This is a genomic window from Plesiocystis pacifica SIR-1, from assembly GCF_000170895.1.
Taxonomy (GTDB): domain Bacteria; phylum Myxococcota_A; class Polyangia; order Nannocystales; family Nannocystaceae; genus Plesiocystis; species Plesiocystis pacifica.
The window spans coordinates 52,918-65,121 of sequence record NZ_ABCS01000032.1 but is presented as its reverse complement, the minus strand read 5'-3'; the positions used below and the strand labels follow the sequence as shown (position 1 = coordinate 65,121).

Annotated in this window: 10 protein-coding genes; 2 read left to right on the top strand and 8 right to left on the bottom strand. The window is 71.8% G+C overall.

Features of this window, described 5'->3' with window-relative positions; all coding sequences use genetic code 11:
• Window positions 1-4: 4 nt before the first annotated feature.
• Window positions 5-799, bottom strand: coding sequence for an indole-3-glycerol phosphate synthase TrpC (trpC, locus tag PPSIR1_RS18050; RefSeq protein ID WP_006972550.1), 795 nt, complete (start codon window positions 797-799; stop codon window positions 5-7).
• Between the two features lie 81 nt (window positions 800-880).
• Entirely contained in the window at window positions 881-1,954 is a 1,074-nt protein-coding gene (trpD, locus tag PPSIR1_RS18045; RefSeq protein ID WP_006972549.1) for an anthranilate phosphoribosyltransferase, read from the bottom strand.
• Between the two features lie 72 nt (window positions 1,955-2,026).
• Between trpD and PPSIR1_RS18040 the strand changes: the two genes are divergently transcribed.
• A complete protein-coding gene (locus PPSIR1_RS18040) occupies window positions 2,027-2,674 on the top strand; it encodes a hypothetical protein (protein WP_006972548.1) in 648 nt (215 codons plus the stop codon).
• 17 nt (window positions 2,675-2,691) lie between these two features.
• On the opposite strand, the gene PPSIR1_RS18035 is transcribed toward PPSIR1_RS18040, so the two are convergent.
• From PPSIR1_RS18035 to PPSIR1_RS18010, 6 genes are all read right to left on the bottom strand, one after another.
• Window positions 2,692-3,375, bottom strand: a complete 684-nt coding sequence (locus PPSIR1_RS18035; protein ID WP_006972547.1) for an anthranilate synthase component II — start codon at window positions 3,373-3,375, stop codon at window positions 2,692-2,694.
• Window positions 3,376-3,400: 25 nt separating this feature from the next.
• Window positions 3,401-4,987 carry an anthranilate synthase component I family protein gene (locus PPSIR1_RS18030; RefSeq protein WP_006972546.1) on the bottom strand — a complete coding sequence of 529 codons (1,587 nt, stop codon included), beginning with the start codon at window positions 4,985-4,987 and terminating at the stop codon, window positions 3,401-3,403.
• A gap of 32 nt (window positions 4,988-5,019) precedes the next feature.
• Complete coding sequence (locus PPSIR1_RS18025; protein ID WP_006972545.1) at window positions 5,020-5,622, bottom strand: SRPBCC family protein; 603 nt, start codon at window positions 5,620-5,622, stop codon at window positions 5,020-5,022.
• Window positions 5,619-7,982 (bottom strand): PKD domain-containing protein, encoded by a 2,364-nt coding sequence (locus PPSIR1_RS43075; protein WP_006972544.1) that lies wholly within the window; start codon window positions 7,980-7,982, stop codon window positions 5,619-5,621. Before PPSIR1_RS43075 ends, PPSIR1_RS18025 begins: the two co-directional genes overlap by 4 nt.
• Window positions 7,983-8,001: 19 nt before the next feature.
• Complete coding sequence (locus tag PPSIR1_RS18015) at window positions 8,002-9,690, bottom strand: Ig-like domain-containing protein (RefSeq protein ID WP_006972543.1); 1,689 nt, start codon at window positions 9,688-9,690, stop codon at window positions 8,002-8,004.
• Between the two features lie 70 nt (window positions 9,691-9,760).
• Entirely contained in the window at window positions 9,761-10,594 is an 834-nt protein-coding gene (locus tag PPSIR1_RS18010; RefSeq protein ID WP_086001447.1) for a GGDEF domain-containing protein, read from the bottom strand.
• A gap of 326 nt (window positions 10,595-10,920) precedes the next feature.
• Between PPSIR1_RS18010 and PPSIR1_RS18005 the strand changes: the two genes are divergently transcribed.
• Window positions 10,921-12,201 (top strand): serine hydroxymethyltransferase, encoded by a 1,281-nt coding sequence (locus tag PPSIR1_RS18005; protein ID WP_006972541.1) that lies wholly within the window; start codon window positions 10,921-10,923, stop codon window positions 12,199-12,201.
• Window positions 12,202-12,204: the final 3 nt, after the last annotated feature.

Genomic DNA, 12,204 nt, shown 5'->3' with positions numbered 1-12,204 from the left:
CACATCAGGGCGCGATCAGCTCGGCGAGCTTGGCCCCGGGATCTTCGGAGCGCATCAGCACCGAGCCGACCAGGATCGCGTCGACCCCCGCCGCGCGCAGACGCCGGACGTCCTTGCGATCTTGGATGCCGCTCTCGCCGACGTAGAGGAAGCCCTCCCGGGGGACGTCCGGGCGGTAGCGGATGATGTTGTCGAGGTCGACCTCGAAGGTCTGGAGGTTGCGCGAGTTGAGCCCGACGATCTTCGCGCCGGCCGCCATGGCCCGCTCGACCTCGTGGTCGTCGTGGGCCTCGACCAGGCACTGCAGCCCCAGGTCGGTGGCGAAGTTGTGCAGGTCGCGGAGCATCGGCGGCTCGAGGGCCGCGACGATCAGCAAGATGGCGTCGGCGCCCTCTTGGCGCGCGCGAATGATCTGGCTGCGGCTGATGATGAAGTCCTTGCACAGCACCGGCACGGACACCGCGGCCCGGACCGTGCGCAGGTCCTCGAAGCTGCCGTCGAAGTGGCGGTCGGTGAGCACGCTGATGGCGGCCGCGCCGGCGGCGACGTAGAGCGAGGCGATGTGCTTGGGGTCGGCGCTCTCGCGCAGCGGGCCCTCGCTGGGCGAGCGGCGCTTGAACTCGGCGATGGCCCGCGGCTTGTGCCCGCCCGCCAGCGCGCCCCACAGGTCCCGACACGGCGGGAGCTCGGCGAGCAGGGCGTCGAGCTGCTGCCAGCTGGTGTTGCCTGGTCGCACCGTCTCGAGTTCGGCCCGCTTGGCCGCGAGGATGTCGTCGAGGTAGGTGGCTTCGCTGCTCATCGCGCTTCGCCAGAGCGTAGCCGATATGCCCGGGGGGGAGCCAGCCCTCCGGCCGTGGTCCAGCCGAGGGCCAACCGAGGGCTAACGATTCGAGACTGCGACCAGCTGCTCCAGGACGCCGCGCACGGCCCCGGACGCCAGGGCCTCCCCGACCCGGGCCGCGGCCGCGCTCAGGGTCTCGGCACAGGCCGGCTCGTCCCCGGCGACGACCAGGCCCAGGGCCGCCGCCTGCATCACGGCCTCGCGGTAGGCCGGCTCCCCGCCCCCGACCAGGCCGCGCAGGGCCGCCGCGTTGTCCCCCGGATCCCCGCCCGCGATCTCGGCGAGGGGGCGATCGTCGAGGCCAAAGTCGGCCCGCCGGAGCACGTGCTCGACGAGCTCGCCCCCCCGCCACTCGACCACCAGGGACTCCCCCTCGGGGCTGAGATCGTCGACGCCGGCGGGCGCGTCGGGGGCCGCGCGCACCCCCGCGCGAAAGCCGTGGACGACGAACACCCGCTCGCTCCCGAGGCTGCCGAGGGCCCGGGCCAGGTCGTGGCAGCGGCGCGGATCGAACACGCCCAGGACCTGCCGCCGGACCCGGGCCGGGTTGGTGAGCGGGCCCAAGAGGTTGAACACGGTGCGCACGCCCAGGGCCCGGCGCACCGGCGCGGCGTGGCCCATGGCCGGGTGCAGGGTGCGGGCGAACAAAAAGCCCACGCCGACCTCGTCGATGCACCGGCCGACGACCTCGGGGGAGGCCTGGACGTTGACCCCGAGGGCCTCGAGCACGTCGGCGCTGCCGCTGCGCGAGGACGCGGCCCGGTTGCCGTGCTTGGCGACCGCGACCCCGCAGGCCGCCACGGCCAGGGACGCCGCCGTCGACACGTTGCGCCGGGGGACGCCGCTGCCCCCGGTTCCGCACAGATCGATGACCCGCTCGCGCGCGGTCGGGACGAGGGTCGAGGCCTCGCGCATGGCCTCCGCCGCCCCGCTGATCTCGCCCATGGTCTCGCCCTTGATGGCCAGACCCATGAGCAGGGCGCCGATCTGCGCGGGGTCGCACGCGCCGGCCATGATCTCGCGGAAGATCGCGGCGCTGCTCGAGGTGCTGAGGTGATGGCCGGAGGCGAGGGTGCGCAGTCCTGCGCGCATGGCTGGGGCCGCTTCGCTCATGGCGCAACCCTAACAGTCCGCCAAAGTCAGGCGGTGGGAATCGATTGTTGACGAGCCAGTTGGCCCGACGCGATGCCCTGGACGCCCCCCGCCGTGGACCTGCGCCATCATCGAGCCCCCGCGTTCGAGTCCCCCCTCTCCCAGCGGGGGCTCCCGCTCCAAGCTGCCTACGCCTGCGCCCGCTGTGGCACGGCGAGCCCCGGGAGCGAGCGCCCCTGCCTGCGCTGCGCGGGCGTGACCTGGATCGCCCTGCGGCCCCGCCTGGAGCGAGCGCGACCCACCGCAAACGCCGACGCCGACGCGAGCGCGAGCTTCGTCCCCCACCCCACCTTGCCGCGGCTGCGCGACGCCCCCCTGCGCGCGCCCGTGTCTGGCCTCCCCTGCCTGGCCTGGCGCCTGCGCGCGAGCTCCTTCGCCCGCGGCGGCTGCCAGCTGATCATCGACACCTGCCACAGCGCCGCCCTCGAGCTCGGCGACGAGCGCTGGCCGCCCAACACCCTCGTCGCCCAGGCGCCCCCCGAGCGAGGCGGCGCGCGCCTGGCCAGCGGCCTCGACCCCGCCGCCCACCTCCGAGTCCGCCGCTTCCTCCACGCCCACGGCTGCGGCTTCGAGGACGGGCGGTGGGTGCTCGAGGAGCAGCTCGTGCCCCTCGGCGTGCGCGTCCACGTGCACGCCGTGGTTGCGAGCCGGGACCCTCGACCGCGGCTCATCGGCCACTGACTACGCGCGCAATCTGACTACGCGCGCAAGAAGTTGAGCAGCAAGCGGTGCCCCCACTCGGTCAGGATCGACTCCGGGTGGTACTGCACCCCGAACACCGGGCGGCTCTCGTGGCGCACGGCCATCAGCTCGCCCTCGGGGGTCCGGGCCACGGCCACGAGCGACGCCGGCAAGGTCGCCTCGTCGACGATCAGGCTGTGGTAGCGCGTGGCCTCGTGGGGGCTGGGCAGGCCGGCGTAGAGGCCCGAGCCGTCGTGGACGATCGGTGAGCGCTTGCCGTGCATGATCCGACCGGCGCGCTCGACCGTCGCGCCGTGGACCTCGCACAGGGTCTGGTGACCCAGGCACACGCCCAAGGTCGGCAGCGGCTCGAGGCAGCGCTGGGCGTCGACGACCAGGCGGCACAGGTCCTGGCACACGCCGCTGTCCTCGGGGCGGCCGGGGCCCGGCGAGAGCAGCAGGTGGCTGGGGCCGTCGGCGAGGACCTGCTGCGCCGTGATCGCGTCGTTGCGGTAGACGTCGACGACCGCCCCGAGCTCGAGCAGGTACTGCACGAGGTTGAAGGTGAAGGAGTCGTAGTTGTCGACGACCAGGACCCGGGCCCCGGCGACGGACACCGCCTCGCCGGCGATCTCCGTGGCTCGGGCGCTCGCGCCCTCGGGCGGCGAAAAGCGACGCCCGCCCTCGCCGACCGGCGACATCCTCGCTTGGTGATCAACTTTGCGATCAGCGGCCACGGGGGCCTCCCTCTCCGGCGCTTCCGTGGCGCGCCATGGCGATGGCTCGGAGCACGGCGCTGGCCTTGCGCGCGCACTCGTCGTCCTCGGCTTCAGGGTCCGAGTCGTAGACGATGCCCGCCCCGGCCTGGACGCGCATGGCGTCGGCGCAGAACACCACCGAGCGGATGCAGATCGCAAAGTCGGCGCCGCCGTCGAAGGCGAAGTAGCCCACGGCGCCGCCGTACCAGCCGCGCGGGGCCGGCTCGAGTTCGTCGATGATCTCGAGGGCGCGGACCTTGGGCGCCCCCGAGAGCGTGCCCGCGGGGAAGGTCGAGCGCAGGGCATCGACCACGCTGTGCCCGGCCCCGAGCACGCCCGAGACCTCGGACACGATGTGCATGACCTTGGAGTAGCGCTCGATGACGTGGGAGTCCTCGAGCTTGACGGTGCCCGGCGCCGCGACCCGGCCGACGTCGTTGCGGCCGAGATCGATGAGCATCAGGTGCTCGGCCCGCTCCTTTGGGTCCTCGAGGAGCTCCCGCTCGAGGGCGAGGTCTTCCGCTTTGGTCTCGCCGCGCCGCCGCGTCCCCGCGATGGGCCGGACCGTGACCTTGCCGTCGTCGCGGTCGACCCGGACCATGACCTCGGGCGAGGCCCCGGCGAGCACCGCCGAGGGGAAGTCGAGCAGGTACATGTAGGGCGAGGGGTTGGTGACCCGCAGCATGCGGTAGACGTCGAGGGGGTCGGCCCGGCCGCCCGAGGCGTCCATCAGCGGCTCGTCGAAGCGCTGGCTGAGCACCACCTGGAAGGCGTCGCCGGACTCGACGTAGCGCTTGGCCGCGCGCACGCGAGCGGGGAAGTCGAGCTCGGCCCAGGCCGGGGCCTTGCGCGGCGGCGGCACGGGGACGTCCTCGGCGATGCGCAGCGGCGCGAGCAGGCCCGCGCCCGCGCGCAGCACCGCGACCACGGCGTCGACCCGAGCCCGCGCGGCCGCCTCGCCCCGGGCTTCGCCGTCGTCCTCGGCCGGGCAGTGCGTCGCGACCACGCGGACCTTTTGCGAGAGCGTGTAGAAGATGACCACGGTGTCCGTGACCAACAGCTCGAAGGCGGGGAGGTCGTCCGCGGGCGCGGCCTCGCGGATCGGCGGGGGCACGCGCTCGAGGTCGCGGACCATGTCGTGGCCCCAGACCCCGACGACGCCGCCCCAAAAGCGGGGCATGCCCTCGTCGACCTGCTCGAGGCCCGTGTGGTAGCGGGCCAGCAGGGCCTCGATGAAGCGGCCGCCCCCGCCCTCGCCGACGCCGCCCTTGTCGCCGGCGAGCTCGGCGACGCTCGGCGGGAAGCCGGGGCCAGCCTCGGCCTCGACGACCAGCCGCGCCTCGGGGCCGCGGCCGACCCAGCGCCCGCGGCAGTGCGCCCGGTGGCCGACGCCGATGATGCTCCACCGGGCCCAGCGCTCACCGCCGACGACGGACTCGAGCAAAAAGCAGCTGCGCTCGCCTGCGAAGGCGCGGCGCAGGCGGGCGAAGACCCCGACGGGAGTCTCGCCGTCGCACAGCAGCTCCCGCCAGACGGGGTAGAGGGTCGTGGTCACGGCCGGGAGTCTACAGCCAAATCCGGGCGGGCTCACTCGGGAGCCGCTGGAGCTGCGTCACCCTCGACTTCACCCTCAGCAGTAGCCTCGAGGCGCCCGAGGGCCCCCTCGAAGTGCTGGCGCAGGCCCGAGTTCATCACCGGGACGAAGAAGCCCCCGAGCACCGGCGGGAGCTCGCCGGTGTCGCGCAGGGTCACGGTCACTTGCCCGTCCGCGACGGCGTAGGTGATCGAGCCGTGGTTGTTGACCTCGTCGGTCTCGATCTTCCCGTCCCAGCGGATCCCCGACTCGAGCGTCGACTCGACCAGGTGCATCTCGCCGGTCGACCCGCCCCCGGACCAGCTCACCGTCGCGCCGACGCCCTGGCCCGAGGCCTCGACCCTCATCCCGGCGGCCTCCGCCGCGGGGTCGAACATCCACCGGTCCCACTGCTCGACGTCGGACACGAGGGCGTGCACGGCCTCGGGGCTGGCCTCGATGGTGCGCTCGACCTCGACCTCCCACTGCCGCGGGAGCACCAGGCCCACGCCGACCAGGGCGACGATCGCCAAGCCGATGAAGATGCCGATCCACTTGATCAAAAAGCCCAGGGTCGGCTTCGAGTCGCTGGCCAGTTCGTCGGTTGCGCGGGTCATGGCGGGCCTTCGAGGCTGAGCAGGTAGGCGACCAGAGCGTCGAGCTCGGCCGGGCTCAGCGAGCTCGTCGTACCATGAAGATCGTCGGGGTTGGCCGCGCCGAGGACCGCGCTCAGGTCGATGGCGGATCCGTCGTGCAAAAAGGGCGGATCGTTCCACAGCCCGCGCAGCGTCGGGGTGTCCAGGCCGGTCAGCGGCTCGCCCAGGCGCTGCCCCGAGGCCTCGGTGATGGTCCCGACGTCGTGGAGCAGCGGCGTCATCGGGCCGATCCACGCGCTGTCCGTGAGCGCGGGGCCTAAGTGGCAGTCGACGCAGCCAAGCTCCGCCGAGGCGAACAGCACCGCACCCGCCTGGGCCTGCGCGCTCAGCTCCCCCTCGGCCGTGCGCGCCGGAGAGCGCGGGTAGCTGTCGAGGCTCTCGACGTAGGCCGCGAGGGCGTCGAGGTCCTCGGACAGGCCCGCCTTGGGATCGCCGAGGCTCGTCGCCACCGTGCCCGCGCCCCAGTCCTCCTCGCTGAGCAGGCCGAGGCCGCCGAAGGGCCCGCGGATGTCGTGCTCGAAGTCCTGGATCTCGTCGAAGTTGGCGCTCCAGTGCACGGGGCCGTGGGCCGTGCCGCCCCGACCGAGGAGCGAGATGGTGTTGCGCAGGCCCTCGCCGCGGTCCGTGAAGTCCCAGGTCTGGCGGTCGGACTCGCCGTCGAGGTGGCAGTGGGCGCAGGCGATGTAGCCGTGCTTGGCCAGGCGCGGATCGAAGCTGTCGTTGAACAGCTGCTTGCCCCGGAGCACCTGCGCCGCGAGGGGCTCGGCGTCCACGGTGGCCACGGCGGCGATCGCCATGGGCAGGGCGTCGAAGCTGGTCACGTCGAACACCCGCAGCTCGCGCTCGAGGCCGACGTGCACGTAGAGGTGGCGATCGTCGGGAGACAGGGCCAGGCCCGAGGGCGCGTAGCCGGCGTTGAGGATCGTGCCCGCGCCGCTGCCCGTGAGCGTGTCGTAGCGCTCGATGGCCCGGCTGCCGCGCATGGCCGCGAACAGGTAGTCCCCGCGGCTCGAGTACACCCCCGCCGCCGCGAAGCCGCGGTTGTCGAACTGCTTGCGCAGGTCGAAATTCTCCGCGCCGGGGACCTGGCCCATGCCGTCGGCCTCGCCGAGGACCAAAAAGGACACCACCGCGCGCACGGTCGTCTCGAAGGTCAGGGTCTCGCCGTTGATGTACTCGCCGTGGAGCACGTTGGCCTGCAAGCTGGGCACGGCCGCGGCGTCGCCGATGGGCGAGACCAGGAGCTGGTCGAGGTAGGTCGGGACGCCGCCGATCTCCGTGTCCGAGGCCGGCTGCGGGTCGTAGGCGAGGGTCACGAGCTCGACGGCGGCGGACTCGGGGTCGAACAGGCGCAGCTCGCCGACGCCGGCGCCCGCGTCCGGATCGGAGCGCCAGCGGGTCACGGCCACGCGGCCGTCGGGCCACAGCGCCAGGCCGCGGGCGTCGGGGAAGCCGTCGTGGAATACAAAGCTGTCGCTGCCGTCCTCGAGCACCGCCAGCTGGCCCTTGCCGGCCAACGCCGCGAACACCCGAGAGCCCACGCGCAGCGCCGCGCTCGGCCGGGAGCCCCAGGGCAAGGTCCGCGCAGCCCCCGGGCCCGCGTCCCAGTCGAAGGGCTGAATCTGGTCGACCTCGGGGCAGGCGATCCAGCCGCCGGCCGCCTCCGCGCCCCCCTCCCCCGCCGCGTGCAGACCCAGGCTGCGCGGGCCGGCGCAGGTCGGGTGGCGGGCGATGAGCTCGAAGGCGTCCTCGTCCTCCGCCACTGCCCGAGTCACGAGGGTCAGCGCGCTCGCGTCGGCCTCGACCACCGCGACCGCGTCGAGGCTCGGCTCGGCGGCGACGCTGCCCGCGACCCGCGGGGCGTGGCTCGGAACGTGGGTGATGGTCAGCGCGAAGCTGTCGGCGAGGGAGCTGCCCTCGCCGTCGTAGACCGTGAGCACGGGGTAGTAGCGCCCGGGCTCGGCGTAGCTGTGGCTGGCCACGGGCGAGTCGCTGGGCTCGGGCGCGGCCGTGCCGTCGCCGAAGTCCCAGTGGTAGAGGGCCGCCCCCGTCGAGGCCGAGGCGTCGAGCTCGACGGTGTCGTCGACGAAGGCGTAGCGGTCCGGGCCCGCGTTGGCGACCAGCGCCTCGCCCTCGGTCTCCGCGCCCGCGTCGGTCTCGGTGCCCGTCTCGGTCTCGGTCGTGCCGGGCCCCGTATCTGTCTCCGTATCCGTCGTCGTGCCGTCCTCGGAGCCCGACTCGGACCCGACCTCGTCCGCCCCGACCTCGCCGCCGCCCCGTGCCGGGCAGCCCGCGAGCACGAGCGCGAAGCTCCAGATCATCCACCCGCGCCGCGCCATCTCAGCCCCCCGTGGTGAAGCTCGCCGTGAAGCCCTCGGCGGTGGGGTTGCCGGTGTAGTCGACGACGCCGCCCGCCGGGATCTCGAAGGTGTACTGCGTACCGGCCTTCAGGGCCTGCTTGGGGGCGAAATTCACGACGTTCTCCTGCGTCGAGATCCATCCGTCGACCCGCGTGAGCGCAGGCTCCGTGCCCGTCTCGTACAGGCGCACGGAGCCCTCGAAGGCGCTCTTGGGCTCGACCATCTCCGTGAAGCTCACCCCAAAGCGGCTGGTCTGGGCGATGCCCTCGGCCCCGTCCGGCGGCCACACGAAGTTGACGACCGGCGGCGTCGAGTCCGGCTCGAGCTGGTAGGGCGCCGCCGCCGTGCCCTCGTTGGGGTTGGCCTCGTCGTCGACGCTGAGGAAGATCATGTTGCCGATCGGCGTGGCCGTGTCGAGGTCGCCCTCGAGGTCGAGCTCGGCGACGAGCTCGATGTCGTCCATGTCGGTCCAGTCGTAGAGCCGGGCGATGCTCGACTCGCCGACGACCACCGTCTCCTCCTTGGCGAACACGTAGCCGCCGTTGCCCCCCGAGGGGTACTCCCCCGCGAAGCTCGGGTTGTTGGGGTCGTGGATGTCGTAGACGATCAACCCGCCGCCGCCGTCCTTGATGGCGTAGAGGGCGTAGCCCCCGGAGAAGTTCGAGAAGTAGGACTCCCGCGGCTGGTCCATGGAGTCGGTGATCTGGAAGTCTCCGCCGGCGATGGGCTGGGGGCTGTCGGGGATGGACACGTCGAGGAGCACGGTCCGCGGGCCCTCGGCGGCGGTGAGGATCAGCAGGTTGCCGATGACCTGGACCTGGCCCGCGCGGTGCGTGGGCTGGAAGTTGACCTGCTCGACGAACACCGGGTTGGCCGGGTCGCTGGCGTCGACGATGTACAGGCCGTTGTCTGCGCCCGCGGCGTAGATGTAGGGCGCCTGGTAGAACACGCTCAGGGTCACGCGGGCGTAGGCGTCGGGGTAGACGAAGCCCGGGAGGTTGAGCATCTCGAGGGGCTCGGGCTGGGCGTCGTCCACCCGCCAGGTCTGCAGGCCGCCCTCGAGGCTCAAGAACAGGCTCTCGATGCCGTCGACCACCGCGTACCAGCTGCCGTCGACCTCGGCGAAGCCCATGGCGTGGGTCTCGCGCATCTTCTCCGAGGTCCCGTAGCCGACCACCGTCGGCGCGCAGGGGTCTTCGATGTCGAACATCGTGATCCCGCCGCTGCCCCACTCGGGCGCCCAGGGCATGACGAGGAAGCCGTCGAACATCACCACGAGGTTGTGGTGGTCGGTGATGTCCCCTTCCCCGCCGTCGTAATACGCGCAGTTTTGGTAGAGCTGATCCTCGGTGAAGCTGGCCGCGGGTCCGCCCGGGCCGAGGGTCCCGCCCCAGGCGCCCGGGTCCGGGTAGGGGTTGGGCGGCTCACCGGTCTCCGTGTCCGTCTCCGTCTCGTCGGTCTCGGCCTCGCTCGTATCCGCCTCGGAGCTCGACTCGGACTCCGAAGAGGACTCCCCCTCCGTCGAGCCGCTCGTGTCCGACCCCGAAGTGGACTCCGTCGCGCCGACCTCGTCGTCCGTGCTCGGGCTCGAGTCGTCGGCGCAGGCGACGACAAAGGTACTCAGAGCCAGCGCTTTGAGGGGCAGCTTCCCGGGTCCACGCGTCTTCACACCCGGGAACTAGTTCGCGCCCGCGCGCACCGTCAAGGGAAAGGCGGCGGCCCCAGCTGTTTTGCGCGCCTCAAGTGCCCGCGATGACGACCCGGTTGCGCCCGCCCTCTTTGGCCCGATACAGGCACTGGTCGGCGGCCTCGATCAACTGTCCGGCGGTCTCGTGCTCCGGCGTCCACAGCACCAGCCCAATCGACATCGTGATCGGGATGACCGTGCCCTCGAACTCGAACTCGTGGTCCTGGACCAAGGCGCGGACCTCTTCGGCGAACAGCCGCGGCCCGGGCTCTTCGAACTCGAGCAGCAAGGCCGCGAACTCTTCGCCGCCGTAGCGGGCCACGAAGTCGTGCTTGCGAGCGCGGCGCTGGACGAGCTGGGCGACCTCGCGGAGCACGTGGTCCCCGGCGCGGTGGCCGTAGGTGTCGTTGCAGCGCTTGAAGTGGTCGATGTCGAACAGCAGCAGGGCCAGCGGCCGACCGTAGCGCCGCGCCCGGGCGACCTCGTCGGTGATCTTCTCGTCGAAGGCCCGCCGGTTGTAGACGCCGGTCAGGGCGTCGTAGCGGGTCATCGCGTAGAGCTGATCGTGGTAGGCGGCTTCGACGTTCGTTCCGCTGATGAACTTGAACACCGTGCGCCCGACCTTGATGCGGTCGCCGTCGCGCAGGTACACGGTGCGCACGGGCTGCTCGTTGACGTAGGTGCCGTTGGTCGAGCCCAGATCCTTGAGCTTGGCGCCCCGCTCCTCGATGTGGATCTCCACGTGGTGCCGGGAGACCGAACGGTGATTGACGCACACGTCGTTGTCCCGCCCCCGTCCGATGGTCAGGACCTCGACGTCGAGGTCGTACTTGTGCCCGATGTTCTCGCCGTGGATCACCACGAGACAGGCCGGCCGACGGACCATTTCGTCGAGCGACCGCAGCGTCGTGACAACCGTCGGTTCACGCACGACTGTCCCGGATTGGCTGGGAGGCACCGACGTCATGCCCCACCAGGATATCAGGTTGGCGAGCGCTTTTCTCTCCCACAGCGATGGCCCTCACCATACATGTCTGTGCTCGGGGGCACTCCGGCCGAGGGCGGACTCCTGCGCATAGTGCGGAGACCTGGAGATCGGCACTCCGGCGCGTGTGACGACCTGCGCAGGGAACCAGCTTCACCCCGATAAACGACGCAATCGACTCGGCAGTAGGCCTTTACATCCGGGGAATCTACGTCGATTAAGCGTCCATGTCCGACGCCCAGCGTGAGCGCGATCCCTCCCTCGCCGTCTCCGATCCCGCCGTGCACGAGCTCTTGCTCGCCGAAGATCGCCGACAGCGTGACAGCATCCGGTTGATCGCGAGTGAGAACTACGCGTCCAAGGCGGTGCTCGAAGCGAGCGCGTCTTCCCTGACCAACAAGTACGCCGAGGGCTACCCCGGGCGCCGCTACTACGAGGGCATGGACTTCGTCGATCCCCTCGAGCGCCTGGCCATCGACCGCGCCAAGCAGCTGTTTGGGGCCGAGCACGCCAACGTGCAGCCCTACAGCGGCTCGCCGGCGAACCTCGCCGTGCTGCTCGCCCTGGTGCCGCCCGGGGGGACCATCATGGGCCTGTCGCTGCCTGCCGGCGGCCACCTCACCCACGGCTGGAAGGTCAGCGCGACGGGCATCTACTACAAGTCGGTGCAGTACGGCGTGCGCGAGTCCGACCATCGCATCGACATGGATCAGGTCCGCGAGATGGCCCGCGAGCACCAGCCCAAGCTGATCTGGGTCGGCCACTCGGCCTACCCCCGCGAGCTCGACTTCGCCGCCTTCGCCGAGGTCGCCGCGGAGGTCGGGGCCCACCTCGTGGCCGACATCGCGCACATCTCGGGCCTCGTCGCCGGCGGCGTGCACCCCAGCCCCGTGCCGCACTGCGCGGCCGTGACCACCACGACACACAAGACCCTGCGCGGGCCTCGGGGCGGGCTCATCCTCTCGCGCAAGGAATTCGCCAAGAAGATCGACAAGGCCGTGTTCCCCGGGCTGCAGGGCGGACCGCACAACCACACCACCGCGGCCAAGGCCGTGGCCTTCAACGAGGCGCTCCAGCCCGAGTTCAAGACCTACGCGGCGCAGGTCGTGACCAACGCCAAGGCCCTCGGCGAGGCCCTGCTCAGCCGCGGCTTCGAGCTGATCACCGGCGGCACGGACAACCACCTGCTGCTCGTCGACCTGACCAACCGGGGCATCTCCGGGCGCGTCGCGGCCCAGGCCCTCAACGCCTGCGGCATCGAGCTCAACGGCAACTCCATCCCCTTCGACAAGCGCAAGCCCTTCGACCCCTCGGGCATCCGCATCGGCCTGGCCTCGCTGACCTCCCGGGGGATGGGGGTCGAGCACATGGACGCCGTCGCGGGGTTCATCGACGCGGGCGTGCGCGAGGCCGCGGCCCACGAGGGCGCCGTGTCCGACGAATTTGCCCAGCGCTCCCGGGCCAGCGTGGCCGAGTTCCTCGCGGCCTTCCCCGCGCCGGGGCTGTGACCG